The sequence below is a fragment of the Mucilaginibacter sp. genome (assembly GCF_965201005.1).
Lineage (GTDB): Bacteria > Bacteroidota > Bacteroidia > Sphingobacteriales > Sphingobacteriaceae > Mucilaginibacter_A.
Genome location: NZ_OZ241747.1, coordinates 528,629 through 542,676, shown reverse-complemented (window position 1 = coordinate 542,676; position 14,048 = coordinate 528,629). Strand labels below are relative to the sequence as shown.

General features: G+C 36.4%; 17 protein-coding genes. 14 read left to right on the top strand and 3 right to left on the bottom strand.

Annotated features, from left to right (window positions below; genetic code table 11):
- The first annotated feature begins 26 nt into the window (after window positions 1–26).
- The 4 genes from ACOFKR_RS02385 to ACOFKR_RS02370 all read left to right on the top strand — a co-directional run bounded on the left by ACOFKR_RS02385 (window position 27) and on the right by ACOFKR_RS02370 (window position 5,174).
- Entirely contained in the window at window positions 27–1,109 is a 1,083-nt protein-coding gene (locus ACOFKR_RS02385; protein WP_419802434.1) for a ThiF family adenylyltransferase, read from the top strand.
- A gap of 394 nt (window positions 1,110–1,503) precedes the next feature.
- On the top strand, window positions 1,504–3,693 hold the full coding sequence (locus ACOFKR_RS02380) for a 7TM diverse intracellular signaling domain-containing protein (protein WP_419802433.1): 2,190 nt from the start codon (window positions 1,504–1,506) through the stop codon (window positions 3,691–3,693).
- Entirely contained in the window at window positions 3,683–4,774 is a 1,092-nt protein-coding gene (locus ACOFKR_RS02375; RefSeq protein ID WP_419802432.1) for a hybrid sensor histidine kinase/response regulator, read from the top strand. The genes ACOFKR_RS02380 and ACOFKR_RS02375 overlap by 11 nt, the downstream gene beginning before the upstream one ends.
- Window position 4,775: 1 nt before the next feature.
- Entirely contained in the window at window positions 4,776–5,174 is a 399-nt protein-coding gene (locus tag ACOFKR_RS02370; protein ID WP_419802431.1) for a response regulator, read from the top strand.
- A 131-nt stretch (window positions 5,175–5,305) separates the two neighbouring features.
- Here ACOFKR_RS02370 and pyk read toward each other — a convergent pair whose 3' ends face one another.
- Together pyk and ACOFKR_RS02360 are read right to left on the bottom strand one after the other, a co-directional pair.
- Window positions 5,306–6,739 (bottom strand): pyruvate kinase, encoded by a 1,434-nt coding sequence (gene pyk / locus ACOFKR_RS02365; RefSeq protein WP_419802430.1) that lies wholly within the window; start codon window positions 6,737–6,739, stop codon window positions 5,306–5,308.
- An 81-nt stretch (window positions 6,740–6,820) separates the two neighbouring features.
- On the bottom strand, window positions 6,821–7,240 hold the full coding sequence (locus ACOFKR_RS02360; RefSeq protein WP_419802429.1) for an IPExxxVDY family protein: 420 nt from the start codon (window positions 7,238–7,240) through the stop codon (window positions 6,821–6,823).
- A gap of 387 nt (window positions 7,241–7,627) precedes the next feature.
- On the opposite strand from ACOFKR_RS02360, the gene ACOFKR_RS02355 reads away from it, so the two are divergent.
- From ACOFKR_RS02355 to rnc, 3 genes are read left to right on the top strand one after another with little or no spacing between them, the layout of a single operon-like run.
- Window positions 7,628–7,864 (top strand): acyl carrier protein, encoded by a 237-nt coding sequence (locus ACOFKR_RS02355; protein WP_157565430.1) that lies wholly within the window; start codon window positions 7,628–7,630, stop codon window positions 7,862–7,864.
- An 18-nt stretch (window positions 7,865–7,882) separates the two neighbouring features.
- Entirely contained in the window at window positions 7,883–9,136 is a 1,254-nt protein-coding gene (fabF, locus tag ACOFKR_RS02350) for a beta-ketoacyl-ACP synthase II (RefSeq protein ID WP_419802428.1), read from the top strand.
- A gap of 6 nt (window positions 9,137–9,142) precedes the next feature.
- On the top strand, window positions 9,143–9,868 hold the full coding sequence (gene rnc, locus ACOFKR_RS02345) for a ribonuclease III (RefSeq protein WP_419802427.1): 726 nt from the start codon (window positions 9,143–9,145) through the stop codon (window positions 9,866–9,868).
- A 117-nt stretch (window positions 9,869–9,985) separates the two neighbouring features.
- Here rnc and ACOFKR_RS02340 read toward each other — a convergent pair whose 3' ends face one another.
- On the bottom strand, window positions 9,986–10,720 hold the full coding sequence (locus tag ACOFKR_RS02340) for a hypothetical protein (RefSeq protein WP_419802426.1): 735 nt from the start codon (window positions 10,718–10,720) through the stop codon (window positions 9,986–9,988).
- Between the two features lie 139 nt (window positions 10,721–10,859).
- Here ACOFKR_RS02340 and ACOFKR_RS02335 point away from each other — a divergent pair, with 139 nt between their 5' ends.
- The 7 genes from ACOFKR_RS02335 to ACOFKR_RS02305 all read left to right on the top strand — a co-directional run bounded on the left by ACOFKR_RS02335 (window position 10,860) and on the right by ACOFKR_RS02305 (window position 13,995).
- Entirely contained in the window at window positions 10,860–11,735 is an 876-nt protein-coding gene (locus tag ACOFKR_RS02335; protein WP_419802425.1) for a YicC/YloC family endoribonuclease, read from the top strand.
- 37 nt (window positions 11,736–11,772) lie between these two features.
- Entirely contained in the window at window positions 11,773–12,351 is a 579-nt protein-coding gene (gmk, locus tag ACOFKR_RS02330; protein WP_419802424.1) for a guanylate kinase, read from the top strand.
- A 20-nt stretch (window positions 12,352–12,371) separates the two neighbouring features.
- Window positions 12,372–12,944, top strand: coding sequence for a nicotinate (nicotinamide) nucleotide adenylyltransferase (nadD, locus tag ACOFKR_RS02325; RefSeq protein ID WP_419802423.1), 573 nt, complete (start codon window positions 12,372–12,374; stop codon window positions 12,942–12,944).
- 14 nt (window positions 12,945–12,958) lie between these two features.
- Window positions 12,959–13,156, top strand: coding sequence for a hypothetical protein (locus ACOFKR_RS02320; protein ID WP_419802422.1), 198 nt, complete (start codon window positions 12,959–12,961; stop codon window positions 13,154–13,156).
- Window positions 13,138–13,437, top strand: a complete 300-nt coding sequence (locus tag ACOFKR_RS02315; protein WP_419802421.1) for a type II toxin-antitoxin system RelE/ParE family toxin — start codon at window positions 13,138–13,140, stop codon at window positions 13,435–13,437. Before ACOFKR_RS02320 ends, ACOFKR_RS02315 begins: the two co-directional genes overlap by 19 nt.
- Before the next feature lie 70 nt (window positions 13,438–13,507).
- Window positions 13,508–13,693, top strand: coding sequence for a hypothetical protein (locus ACOFKR_RS02310; RefSeq protein ID WP_419802420.1), 186 nt, complete (start codon window positions 13,508–13,510; stop codon window positions 13,691–13,693).
- Window positions 13,678–13,995, top strand: a complete 318-nt coding sequence (locus tag ACOFKR_RS02305; protein ID WP_419802419.1) for a type II toxin-antitoxin system RelE/ParE family toxin — start codon at window positions 13,678–13,680, stop codon at window positions 13,993–13,995. The genes ACOFKR_RS02310 and ACOFKR_RS02305 overlap by 16 nt, the downstream gene beginning before the upstream one ends.
- Window positions 13,996–14,048: the final 53 nt, after the last annotated feature.

Here is a 14,048-nt window from a genome sequence, read left to right as displayed (position 1 = left end):
AATTATAGTACAAAAATATAAAAAAAATGGACATTAATTTTACACAAGCAAATGAAATATATTTGCCAAAAATTTTAAGATTAAATAATTCTTTAGATATAAGCTTATATAATGATCTAATTAAAAATAATAGTGTTCTTGTCTATGATTGTATTTATAATCAACTACAAGAATTGATAAAATGTCAAAACCCATCAGTTAATATACAATCAGAAGAATATGCAGAATATATCTCTAAACATTTACAAGAACAAAATATTAACAATTACGGCGTTTGGGTATATTACCCTTGGAATAATAAACTAATACATCTTTTAGACAAAGAAGAATTTATCAAAGTTAGAACAAATAGAAATCAATATAAAATCACTAATAATGAGCAACAATTATTAAATACTAAAAAGATTGGAATTGTTGGTTTATCAGTTGGCCAGTCGATAGCACTAACAATGGCAATTGAGCGAACCTGCGGAGAACTGAGATTAGCTGATTTTGATACTGTAGAATTAAGCAATCTAAACCGGTTGCGTGCACCTTTACATAGTTTAGGATTAAAAAAAACAGTCATTGCTGCTAGAGAAATTTTAGAAATAGATCCTTTTATTAGTGTTAAAGTTTATAATGACGGTTTGAACAGTGACAATATAGATACTTTTTTTACTGAAGGAGGTAATTTAGACTTATTTGTTGAAGTGTGTGATGGGCTTGATATTAAAATACAAAGTCGTTATAAGGCCAGAGAATTAAAAATTCCTGTAGTAATGGATACCAATGACAGAGGAATGTTAGATGTTGAAAGATTTGATCTTGAACCAAACCGAGCAATATTGCATGGACGACTCGGAAATTCTATTATTAACACACAAAATATGGCTCCAAATGAAAAATTAGATTTAATCTATAAAATTATTGATGTCGATAAGATTTCCAGTAAATTGAAATTTTCAATTCCTGAAATTGGTAAATCTATAAATACTTGGCCACAATTGGCATCATCAACATTTTTAGGTGGAGCAGTAACAACTGATATTTCTAGAAAAATATTGTTAGGTAATCATACTGCTTCCGGTCGTTACTATGTTGATTTTGATGAGATACTCTCAACTTAACACTCATTTAAAACGTTTTTCGTTAAAGTAAATAATTTGTAAGTAGTAACCTTTTAAATGTAAAAGTAGTATAACAATAATAGACTTAGATTTATTTAAGGTAAATTCATATTAATTAATTTAAGATATAATTAAAGATTATTGCAGTATTAAAACAAAAGTATATAAGGGACTTTTTTCAAGTTTTTGTTTATAATCATTCTTGTGCCTAAAAATTTGTTATTGTATTTGTACTATTAAAAATTATTTGATACCAGATGATAAAAGAAGCCCTGAATGTCCTTAGATAAAATCTAAATTACTTCTAAGAATAACTGGTTTTGTATAACAAAAAAGTGTAACTAATGGAAATAAAAATAACAGAATCTAAGATTTAATTAAGTTTATATAATAAATGAACTTCTCTATTAATTATTTCTATAATCTTCTATTAATATTTATAGTTAGCATTAACAATAGTTCTGCTGAAAATATAATTGTTATCAATAAAAACATTTCAACAGATTTCATAGGAAAGCAAGTTAGTATTTTTCAAGACACATCTAAAAAATTAACTTTTAGTGATATACAAAAAAGTAAGAATTTATTTCAAAAATGTAATTCAAACGTTATTAATTTAGGTCTGAATAATTATTATAATTGGTTAAACTTTAAAATTTATAATAATGCAAAAGAAAGAAATGTACTTTTAAAAGTTGAATACCCGATTATAGACGAAGTTATACTATACATTGTACATCAAGATAATAGCATAGACAGTATAAAACTTTACGAAAGTTTCAAAAAATCAAAAAGATTATTTAACAATCAATTTTATATATTTCCATTAAGGCTTAAGCAAAACGAACAAGTTACTTGTTACATGAGATTGTTTAGCTATAAGCCAATATTGGTTCCAATAACTATTGATAGTATAGAAAGTACGGTACAAAAAATTATTACTATAGATCTAATTTCTGGTATCTATATTGGAATAATGTGTGCAATGCTTTTATATAATCTATTTATTTCTTTTACAACAAAAGATAATGATTATTTTTTCTATGTTATTTATATTGCAGGTGTTACAATAACACAACTAACAATATTAGGTTATTCAAACAAATTTATTTGGCCTAATATAATTTGGTTAACTACAAATGCTGTAACATTAGTAGGTGGCATTTCAGGAATAGTTACTTGTTTATTTACAGTTAAATTTTTAAATACTAAAAAAAATCTACCGAAATTTCACACAGCACTATATATACTAATTATAATTGACATTATTGCTCTTTTTATTTTGGTATTGGGATATAAGATTTTAAGTTATCATATTATAGATTTAAATGCTGGAATTGGTGCAATAATAATTTTACTAACTGGTTTATTACTCGTATTAAAAGGAAACAAGCAAGCAAAGTTTTTTCTTGTAGGTTGGACTATTTTTATAATTGCTATATTTTTATATGTGATGAAAGATTACGGTATTTTACCATACAATAATCTAACCATCCATTCTTTGCAGTTTGGATCTGCAATGGAAGCTCTCCTTCTCTCCTTCGCCCTCGCAGATAAAATAAACATCTACAAACAAGAAAAAGAAATCTCTCAAGCAACCGAATTATTTGTTTTACAAGAAAATAAGCGAATTATTAGCGAACAAAATGTTACTTTAGAACGTAATGTAAAAGAACGAACCAGTGAACTCGTAGCCACAAATAAAAACCTAAACAAAACCCTAACCGACTTGAAAGAAGCGCAAACACAATTAGTGGAAGCAGAAAAAATGGCTTCTTTAGGGCAGCTCACCGCCGGTATTGCGCACGAAATTAATAACCCGATCAATTTTGTTACTTCTAATGTGGCCCCATTAAGGCGTGATGTTGATATTTTGGTTGATGCTATTTTTAACATAGAATCGTTAGGTTTATCCGATGCTGCTGATGCTGAAAAGCAGCAGCAAATTGAAGATTATAAAGAAGAAATAGACCTGGATTATGTAAAAATAGAAATTAACCATTTGCTAAACGGCATACATGAAGGTGCTACCAGAACTGCTGATATTGTAAAAGGGTTAAAGATTTTTTCGCGATTAGATGAAGATGATCTGAAAAAAGCGGATATTAATGAAGGGATAATTTCAACCTTAACAATTGCCAATAACTTGATCGGCAATAAAATCCAGGTGATCAGAGATTTAGGGAATATCCCGGTAATTGAGTGTTATCCCGGAAAGCTGAACCAGGTATTTTTAAATATTATTTCTAACGCCGTGTTCGCAATTCAGGAAAAGTTTGACAATCAGCCCGGTGGAATTTTAAAAATAACTACCACTTATGATGAAACGTACCTGTTTATTAAAATTGAAGACAACGGTACAGGTATGAGCGAAGCCACCAAAAATAAAATATTTGAACCCTTTTTTACTACAAAAAATGTTGGTGTAGGCACCGGCCTCGGGATGTCTATCGTTTACAACACAATCAAAAAACATAATGCCGAAATTTATTTAAACTCTACAGAAGGGGTTGGTACAGAGTTTATTATGCAATTAAATTTGGTATTTACAGCACCAATAGAAGATCATCAAAGTGGACAATAAGGATAGGATCAAAATTTTATATTTAGACGATGAGATGAACAATCTTGTTGGTTTTAAAGCATCGTTTAGATTAGATTATAACGTCCTGATAGCTAATAATTGTGCCGAAGCCTATCAGCAGTTGGACAAACATGAAGATATACGCGTTATTTTTTGTGATCAGCGAATGCCAGATAAAACAGGCGTTGAATTTTTTGAAGAGATCAGAAATATCTATCCGCTGCCGATCCGTATTTTGCTGACCGGATATGCAGATGTTGAATCGGTAATTGAATCGATCAACCGGGGCAACATTTTCAGATATATAAAAAAACCCTGGATTACCGAAGAAGTTATTTCCAGCATTGATCAGGCCAATAAATACTACACGGTCAACTCAATGCTTTCATTAAAAAACGTTGAGTTACAAAAAGCTTATAATGAGCTGGAAAAATTTGCTTATAGCGTAACGCACGATATCCGGGGCCCGTTGTTAAGCATTTTAGGCGCAACAGATGTAGCCCAATACATTGATGATATTGAAGAAATAAAGGAAATGCTGCGGCTGATGGAGAAATCTGTTAAAAAATTAGATGCCTTTATACTCAACATCCATGATTACTATAGTTTAAAACAAGGCGAACTTCAAATTTCTGAAATTAAATTTGAACCCCTTGTTAAGGATTTGGCGGACGCTTACAAGGTGACCACAAACATAAAAAACATTACTTTTACTACAACTATAACGCATAGCGAGCCTTTCCGGACGGACGTAGTAACACTTAAAATTATACTTAATAACCTGCTGTCCAATGCGTTTAAATATCAGCGGAAAAACAATCCCGACAAACGGGTAGATTTAGACATCAATGTAAAAAAAGGGCTGGCAACCATCACGCTGTCCGATAATGGCATAGGTATTTCAGAAAAACACTTAGATGATATATTTAACATGTTTTTCAGGGCAACTGCAGAAGAAGTTGGCTCCGGGATTGGATTGTACAACGTTAAGGATGCGGTAGCAAAATTGGCCGGAGAAATAAAAGTAACTTCTGTTTTTGATGAGGGTACAACTTTTTACATTAAAATACCTACAAGATAATATGCCGCAACCAATCAATGTGCTGATTATAGATGATAGCAAAGAAGATTGTTATTTGATCGAGAAAAGATTGAAAGCACTTAACCCGGAAGTAAAGGTTTTTTCTTTTTTAGGTGCCAAGGAAGCTTACAACTTTATCAAAGACATCAGTTTAAATAAACTTGACGTAGCAAAAAACATTATTATCCTTGATATTTATATGCCTTTGATGAATGGTTTTGAATTTGTTGAAGAGTTTGAAAACCTGCCAGCCAACGTGCAGGAATGCTTTACCATTTGCGCTTTAACTTCTTCCATCAGCAAAAATAACATGGAAAGGATCATCAGCTATAAATCCGTAAAATCATTTTTAGAAAAACCGATAAAAACTGAAAGCCTGCTGCAACTTATCGAAAGTTAAAACAACCTTGATGCTTCTTTTAGCACTATAAATTTGGTGTGGTAAAAGAAGCACCAGTTATAAAAAACATTGATAAAAGAAGCATTGTTAAAAACTTAAAGATGCTTCTTTTATCAATGTAAAACCAGGTTTTAAATGGTGCTGACTTTAATCATGTTGGTCCTTCCTTTTTTCTCCATTGGGATGGCAGCGGTATTGATCACTACATCACCATCTTCAACCAGATTCTGGGCTTTTAAGATGGCGTTGATTTCCCCAATGCTGCCATCGGTAGAATTGGTATCGAATTTATCGTAATAAAAACCCCTTACGCCCCAAAGTAAACTCAACGTTCTGAGCAAATGGCGGTTCCTGGTAAAAATAAAAGTGTTGGCTTTTGGCCGATGGCTTGAAATTTCAAAAGCAGTATATCCGGAAGATGTCATGGTTACGATACCGGCAGCGTTGGTGTGCTCTGACAGATAAACAGCCGAACTGCAGACCGCATCTGATAATTTGGTCAGCGATTGCTCATTTACCGGCTTTGGTGTATAAAATGGATAACCAAATTCCTCTACATTTTTGATGATCTTCTGCATGGTCTCAATCACAATTACCGGAAATTCACCTACAGAAGTTTCTCCGCTCAGCATCACCGCATCGGCACCATCTAAAACAGAATTGGCCACATCGTTAACTTCTGCACGGGTTGGGCGCGGCGTGGTAATCATACTTTCCAGCATTTGTGTGGCCACAATCACCGGTTTTGAAGCCGCACGGCATTTACGCGCGATCATTTTTTGCAGCAGCGGAACCTGCTCCATCGGCATTTCCACGCCTAAATCACCGCGGGCAACCATCACGCCATCTGTTGCTTCAATAATAGCATCGATATGATCAATTGCTTCCGGTTTTTCAATTTTGGCAATTACCCTGGCAACTTTTCCGCTCCGGCTGATGATGCGTTTTAAGTCAACAATATCTTCCTCGTTCCGCACAAAAGACAAACCAATCCACTCTACGTCGTTTTTTAAAGCAAAATCCAGGTTAAACAAATCTTCTTCTGTTAAACTTGGGATAGAAACTTTGGTGTTTGGCAGGTTGACACCTTTGCGGGAAGTTAAAATACCACCATGAACCACTTCGCAAACCACGGTATCACGGTTGTTGGTTTCTTTTACTTTCATTTGCAGCTTGCCGTCGTCCAGTAAAATAATTTCGCCTTCGGTCACATCCTTCGGGAAGCTTTCATAAGTAATGTAAATTTGTTTTTCGTCCCCTACACATTCCTTGGTCGTTATGTTGATGGTGGTTCCGTTAATCAGCTGGACACCGCCTTCTTTTACCATGCCAATCCTGATTTTCGGCCCTTGCAAATCTGCCAGAATGCCAACGTTCAGCTTATATTGTTCGTTAATTTCGCGGATATTATCAATTGCCACCTGATGGTCTGCCTGTTTTCCGTGCGAAAAATTAAGCCGGCAAACATTTACGCCAGCCCGGATCAAAGACAACAGCATCTCTTTTTGCGAGGAAACCGGCCCAAGCGTGGCAACTATTTTAGTTCTTTTATGCGAAATTTTCATGTATCTAAATAAAGTTAAATTTATCGTGCTTCTTTTATGTGGGTAAAATTAGTGTAATTTCTATACTAAGGATGAATTTGTTTAAAATAAGAGGTTTTCGTTGGATTTGATTTTTCCCGGATCAACTTTACTGATTTTTTTAATGTTTTCGATGCGTTTCAAACGGCAAACCATGTTGTGCAGATCTTCGTCGTCAAAGTGGTTTTTGATCAGCATAAAATAATCAACATTGGCCATTTCCGGGATCAAAAAACCGGCCGCGCCACGGTTGGCAATAATGTAAAACGCTGTTTCGGATGCGATAATCTGATAAAAATACTGGGAAAACTGCATTGGCTCGTTGCCTACAAACAGGTTCAGTTCGTAATCACCAACTTTCCTGAAATCAATATTAAATTCTTTGTTGATGTAATAGCAAAGCCGGTAATCTTTTAACTGCGAGGTGATGGCAATTAAAATAAAATCCAGATCCAACTCAAAACTTAATATTCTTCTGTTCAATACTTTAATTTATGAAATAGTTTATAAGCCTGTTTAAATTTTATCCGATTTGTTTTCAATGCTTCTTTTATCCTATAAAAAACGGAAATTTACATGCTTCTTTTATCGGCCTAAAATTAAAAAAACAAGTTTTATAGGTATAAAAGAAGCATGGTGATTTTTTCTACATAAATTTAAACAGGCGTTATACTGCAAATGAAACTATAAATAGCTTTACGGTATTACACTTTTACTAATAATTTTAATTTTTGGTACAAAAAAACACTGGTAAAAACAGCATTTTTACGGTTGCTTATTTAAGCACGGTAAAAGTTTTTGTTAGATTTGATAATTGATTTAATTTATTTTTCTTTGCACAGATTTATTTAACCCATAAAAATTAAGACTATGTCTGATATCGCTTCCAGAGTAAAAGCAATTATCGTAGAAAAATTAGGTGTTGACGAGAACGAAGTTACACCAGAAGCAAGTTTCACCAATGATTTAGGTGCAGATTCTTTGGATACTGTAGAACTGATCATGGAATTTGAAAAAGAATTTAATGTGGCCATCCCTGATGATCAGGCAGAAAACATCGGCACGGTAGGCCAGGCTATCGCTTACCTGGAAAAAAACGTTAAATAGTAGCGCTTTTACATTTAAATGGAGTTAAAAAGAGTAGTTGTAACCGGGCTTGGCGCACTTACTCCGATTGGCAATAACGTTCCGGATTATTGGAACGCTTTGCTTGCCGGGGTAAGCGGTGCCGATTTCATTAAAAGTTTCGACACCACCAAATTCAAGACCAAGTTTGCCTGCGAGGTAAAAAACTTTTCTGCCGAAGAAATTTTCGGTAAAAAAGAAGCACGCAAAATGGATCCTTTTGTGCACTTCGCCATGTTTGCAGTGGATGAAGCCGTACGCGATGCAAATTTGGATTTTCCGAATCTGGACACCAACCGTATCGGGGTGATCTGGGGTGCAGGAATCGGTGGTTTAAAAACTTTTTTAGATGAAGTTTCCAGCTTTGCCAGAGGCGACGGGACACCGCGTTACAATCCTTATTTTATCCCGAAAATGATTTTGGACATTGCCCCGGGCCATATCTCTATCAAATATGGTTTGCGAGGCCCAAATTTTTCTACGGTTTCTGCTTGTGCTTCCGGCACAAACGCGCTGATCGATTCTTTCAATTACATCCGTTTGGGCACAGCAGATGTTTTGATTTCCGGTGGTTCCGAAGCCATTATCAATGAAGCCGGAATAGGTGGGTTTAATGCCATGCACGCGCTTTCTACCAGAAACGATGACCCAAAAACAGCATCCCGGCCGTTTGACAAAGATCGTGACGGTTTTGTTGCCGGGGAAGGTTCTGGTGCCCTTATTTTAGAAAGCCTGGAACACGCCAAAGCACGTGGTGCAAAAATTTATGCCGAAATGATCGGCGGCGGCATGAGTGCCGATGCCAACCACATAACTGCACCGCACCCGGAAGGTTTAGGCGCACGTTTGGTAATGACAAATGCACTTCGTGATGCCAATCTAAACACCGGCGACATCGATTATATCAACGTTCACGGTACTTCTACACAGTTAGGTGACATTAGTGAAACCAAAGCTATCGTAAGTTTATTTGGGGACGATGCTTATAAATTGAACATCAGTTCTACCAAATCCATGACGGGCCATTTACTTGGCGCTGCCGGTGCTATTGAAGCTATTGCTTCTGTGCTGGCCGTAAAAAATGATATTGTCCCGCCAACCATCAACCATTTTACGGATGATCCGGAGTTTGACCCGCAGTTAAACTTCACTTTCAATCAAGCCCAAAAACGCTTGGTACGTACTGCGCAAAGCAACACCTTTGGTTTTGGTGGTCATAACGCTTCTGTTATTTTCAAAAAATACGAAGAATAACACTGCATGCAGGTTTTAAAGTTTTATAAGCTTTATCTATCTCCCGACAGAAATTACGTAAAACTATTAAAAAACTTGTTAGGCTTTGTACCGGGCAATTTAATGCTCTACCGTTTGGCTTTCAGGCACAAATCTGTAGCACAAGTTGTAAAAAAGGGCATTAAAAACAGCAACGAAAGACTGGAGTTTTTGGGAGATGCCGTACTTGGTTCGGTAGTGGCCGATGTACTTTTCAAAATGTACCCTTACGAAGATGAAGGTTTTTTAACAGAACTCAGGTCTAAAATGGTAAGCCGCCTCAATCTGAACGCTTTAGGCCGGAAATTAGGTTTTGAACAATTGGTAGAGTTTGATACCCGCGTAATCAATACCAGTCGTCAAAGTTCTTTGCTGGGCGATGCTTTTGAAGCTTTGGTTGGAGCTATATATCTGGACAAAGGCTATGATTTTACCAAAAATTTTCTGGTCAACCGCATCATCAAATCGCATATTGATATCCATACGCTGGAAAAAACGGAAACCAATTTTAAAAGTAAACTAATTGAATGGTGCCAGCGGCATGGCAAAGATGTTACTTTTGAACTCACGACCAACCAGCAGGGCGAAAATTCTAAATTGTTTACCGTACAAGCCAATATTGATGGCGAAGTTTTGGGCAGCGGAAAAGAATTCAACAAAAAAACTGCCGAAAAATTAGCCGCAGAAAAAGCCTGTGAAGCTTTGGGCATTTAACTTTTCGGCCAACGGGAGAAACCTTCATTTAAACTCAAATGCTTCTTTTATCGGTATAAAATTGGGTTGTTTGATAAAGGTGCCGATAAACCCAGCCTGGCAAAGCATATACTTCTTTTAATACAGTTTTTTGAGTGGCGGCGGTGCTTTTCCGTCTTTTAATTGCTTGGCAGAAGTTTTAACATAATTGATCAGATCATAATCGTTCCAACGTATAAGCTGATCATACGATGGGCGGAAAGTATCCATAAACACATCAATTTGTGCATCCGTCAAATCCGTATTCTGCTTTACTACGTCTTTGTTAAACCGTTTATCAATGTTGATCTGTTCGGTTTCTGCTTTGGTAAACGCCTGAAAACGCCTTGCCTGTCCGGGCGTTTTACCAAACAGTTCATACAAACCCGTTATCGGTGAAGCTATTGCGGCCAAAAGCGGTGGTTTTCCATTGTAAAAACTTCCCTGGCCGCGGTATTGCCGCATTGCATCGTCCAGTTCCTGCTTTTTGCTTTGGCCAACAATCCGTACTTCGTTTAGCTGGATATTTTGCGAAAGCTGGATCACGGCATCTTTCTGGCTTTCAACTACATAATAGTTATCCGCATAATCTTTTTTAGTAATTTTTAAAGTATCGCCCAAATTGGCTTTTACCGCAAATGCACCTGTATAATCCGTGCCAACCGTTTGTTTGTTTTTCAGGTTGAGGATGAGTGCGCTGGAAATACGGAAATCGCTTTGCCTTAAAAAAACAACACCTTTCAGCATAAAACCTTGCTGTGCAAATACGGAAAGCGGGTTCCAGGTTTGAAAAGCAAGCATCAGCAAAAAAGCATAAAAAATCGGTTTTGGCATCAACACAAACCTACAAAAAGCAAAATCACTATAAAGTTAAAATTTGTTAATTGCCGATTTTAGGCAGGTAAAAACAGCATCGGCCTTATGCAAAGCTGTTTAAAACTTTAGCGGTACTTTTAAATTTTTATCTTTGCAGATGATTAAATCCATGACTGGTTTTGGCTTGATCAGCCAGGATCTGGGCAACGTAAAATACACCGTTGAAATCAAATCCCTCAACAGCAAATTCCTGGAGCTGTCTGTAAAAATCCCGCGTGTTTTTGCTGATAAAGAGTTTGAACTGCGCAACGAATGCAGCCGGACCATCGAGCGCGGCAAGGTAAACCTCAGCATTAACATCGAACAAAATGAAGCCAAAACCGCCGCTTTGGGCATTGATATTGATTTGTTGCAGCAATATTTAGAGCAGCTAAAAGAAGTATCAGAAAAAACCAATCAATCTACAAATAACCTTTTGCAGCTGGCTTTGGGTTTGCCCGATGTGATGAAATATCAGGAAGAAAAAGCATCCGAAGATGAGTGGAAAACCGTGTCGCAACTGGTTAAAAAAACCATTGAAGCTTTCCAGCAGTTTCGGTTGGATGAAGGGAACGTACTGGAAAACGATTTGAAACTGCGCATCGGCATCATCCTGCAAAACCTGGAAAAAGTAGTTGCAGAAGAACCGGCCAGGATCATTACCATAAAAGACCGCTTGAATAATTTTTTGGCCGAAGCAGTTGGCAAAGATAACATCGACCAAAACCGTTTTGAACAGGAATTGATCTATTACATTGATAAACTGGATATTACGGAAGAAAAAATCCGCTTAAAAACGCATTGTGATTACTTTTTGGAAACCTTAAAAAGTGCCGATGCCAATGGTAAAAAGCTGGGTTTTATTGCACAGGAAATTGGCCGCGAGGTAAACACGCTGGGTTCTAAAGCCAATAATGCCGCTATCCAGAAATTTGTGGTTGGTATGAAAGAAGAACTGGAAAAAATTAAAGAACAACTGCTGAATGTGCTGTAGCTGAAAGCTATCAGCCATTAGCCATCAGCTTACAATTATGGACCAATCGGGCAAACTCATCATATTTTCTGCACCTTCGGGAGCTGGCAAAACCACAATTGTGCATCATTTACTGAGTAAATTTCCGGATCTGGCGTTTTCTATTTCGGCCACAACCCGCGAACCGCGCGGCGATGAACAGGATGGCAAAGATTACTATTTTATCTCCCAGAAAGAGTTTTTGCACCGCATTGCCCAAAAAGAATTTGTAGAGTTTGAGGAAGTTTATTCGGGCACATTTTACGGCACGTTACGGGCAGAAATCGATCGGATCTGGGCTGATGGCAAACACGTAATTTTTGATATTGATGTGGTTGGTGGTTTGCATTTAAAAAGAAAATATGACGGAAAAGCACTGGCTATTTTTGTGCAGCCGCCATCTTTGGAAGTTTTGATTGACCGTTTGAGTGGCCGCGGGACCGATAGTGAAGCAAAGCTGCAGGAACGCTATGCCAAAGCAGAAAAGGAATTGGCTTATGCACCGCAGTTTGACGTAATTTTAAAAAATTATGATCTGGATGTTGCCTGTGAAGAAGCAAAAACACTGGTTTCCGGGTTTATCAATCCCAAATTTTAGGTGATAAAAACAGCATCTGCATGAAAATCGGTTTGTTTTTTGGTTCGTTCAACCCTATCCATACCGGCCACCTGCTCATTGCAAGCTATATGGCGCACTATACCGATCTGGATAAAATATGGCTGGTGGTTTCGCCGCATAATCCGCTCAAAAAAGCTTCAGACTTAATTAATACTTATGACCGGCTGGAAATGGCCAAGCTCGCCACCGAAACTTCCGACAAAATTGAAGTGAGCGATATCGAACTCAAATTGCCGCGCCCTTCTTATACCATTGATACGTTAACGCATTTGCACGAAATTTTTCCGCAGCATCAGTTTGTGCTGATTATGGGTTCGGACAACCTGAACTCGCTGCATAAATGGAAAAACCATGAAATTTTGCTGCGCGATTATCACATTTACGTTTATCCGCGGCCGGGATTTGAAGATACTGTTTTTAGCACACATTTTTCGGTAACGGTTACGGATACGCCGCTGATCGAGATTTCTTCTACTTTTATCCGAAAATCTATCGCCCAAAATAAAAACGTGCAGTATTTTTTGCCGGATAAGGTGCTTGAATTTATCGACAGCAAAAACTTGTACCGCTAATTTCGTTATCTTTATTGAAAGAAAATTTCATGCTGATTGCAAAAGAAAAAATACTTGATTTGTTACATCAAATGCCTAATGAGATTGAGGTTGATGAAATAGTTGATCAAATAAAGCTTACTGCTAAAATCGATCAGGCACTAAATGAATCTGAAAATAATTTAGGCCAGAATTGGGAAGACTTTAAAAAAGAATGGCTAAGCGAAAGTTAACTATTCAAATTCTTCCGACTGCAAAAGCTGATCTGAAAGATATTTACCAATACATTGCAAAAGATTCTGTTAAATATGCTCGGATTGAACAGCAGTTGATTATTCAAGCTATTGAAAATCTGTATAATTATCCTGATTTGGGTACTTCTTTTACTTATAAATATATAGAAGTTAAAAAATTAAGTTTCAGAAATTACTTGATTATTTATCGTTTTAAAACCGAGCATTTGATAGAAGTGCTTACTATTCATCACCATTCCAGATCGCTTCCTACAACTTAAATTGTTAAGGTTTTATTGACAGCAAAAACTTGTACCGCTAATTTCGTTATCTTTATCAAAAGAAGAATTTATGCTGACTAAAGAAAAAGTACAGGAACTGGTAAACCACATGCCAGAAACGTTTTCTATTGATGATTTGGTAGAAAAAGTGATTTTGCTGCAAAAAATTGAACAGGCACAGCAACAGATTAAAAACGGCGAGTTTTACACAGAAGAAGAAATAGACAGAGAAATAGATTCATGGCTACAACAATAATTTATTCAAAAATAGCCAGAATTGATTTACAGGAAATATTTGATTTCATTGGCAAAAATTCCTTACGCTTTGCCCAAAAGGAAGTAAACGAAATACGGCAGAAAATTAAAGTTCTCAAATTAAACTTGTATTTAGGACATCGGTTTTATGAAAAAGAGGATGAATTAACAAGAGAATTAGTTTATAAGAATTACCGGATAATTTACAATATTTCGTCAGACCATAAACAAATTGAAATCCTGACCATCCATCATCAAGCCCGGCTTTTGGCCAATAACCCGGCTTTAAACGATGAGGATTAAGGAGCCGAGAGTTAATAGATAATGGTTGATAGTTCATAGGTAGCTTCACTATG

What these genes read in the sequence shown, in the direction of transcription:
- rnc (WP_419802427.1), top strand. Translation starts at nt 9,143, where the DNA reads ATGCAGGTTTTAAAGTTTTATAAGCTTTATCTATCTCCCGACAGAAAT.
- ACOFKR_RS02385 (WP_419802434.1), top strand. Translation starts at nt 27, where the DNA reads ATGGACATTAATTTTACACAAGCAAATGAAATATATTTGCCAAAAATT.
- ACOFKR_RS02370 (WP_419802431.1), top strand. Translation starts at nt 4,776, where the DNA reads ATGCCGCAACCAATCAATGTGCTGATTATAGATGATAGCAAAGAAGAT.
- ACOFKR_RS02355 (WP_157565430.1), top strand. Translation starts at nt 7,628, where the DNA reads ATGTCTGATATCGCTTCCAGAGTAAAAGCAATTATCGTAGAAAAATTA.
- nadD (WP_419802423.1), top strand. Translation starts at nt 12,372, where the DNA reads ATGAAAATCGGTTTGTTTTTTGGTTCGTTCAACCCTATCCATACCGGC.
- ACOFKR_RS02305 (WP_419802419.1), top strand. Translation starts at nt 13,678, where the DNA reads ATGGCTACAACAATAATTTATTCAAAAATAGCCAGAATTGATTTACAG.
- ACOFKR_RS02340 (WP_419802426.1), bottom strand. Translation starts at nt 10,720, where the DNA reads ATGCCAAAACCGATTTTTTATGCTTTTTTGCTGATGCTTGCTTTTCAA.
- ACOFKR_RS02380 (WP_419802433.1), top strand. Translation starts at nt 1,504, where the DNA reads ATGAACTTCTCTATTAATTATTTCTATAATCTTCTATTAATATTTATA.
- ACOFKR_RS02335 (WP_419802425.1), top strand. Translation starts at nt 10,860, where the DNA reads ATGATTAAATCCATGACTGGTTTTGGCTTGATCAGCCAGGATCTGGGC.
- ACOFKR_RS02310 (WP_419802420.1), top strand. Translation starts at nt 13,508, where the DNA reads ATGCTGACTAAAGAAAAAGTACAGGAACTGGTAAACCACATGCCAGAA.
- gmk (WP_419802424.1), top strand. Translation starts at nt 11,773, where the DNA reads ATGGACCAATCGGGCAAACTCATCATATTTTCTGCACCTTCGGGAGCT.
- pyk (WP_419802430.1), bottom strand. Translation starts at nt 6,739, where the DNA reads ATGAAAATTTCGCATAAAAGAACTAAAATAGTTGCCACGCTTGGGCCG.
- ACOFKR_RS02315 (WP_419802421.1), top strand. Translation starts at nt 13,138, where the DNA reads ATGGCTAAGCGAAAGTTAACTATTCAAATTCTTCCGACTGCAAAAGCT.
- fabF (WP_419802428.1), top strand. Translation starts at nt 7,883, where the DNA reads ATGGAGTTAAAAAGAGTAGTTGTAACCGGGCTTGGCGCACTTACTCCG.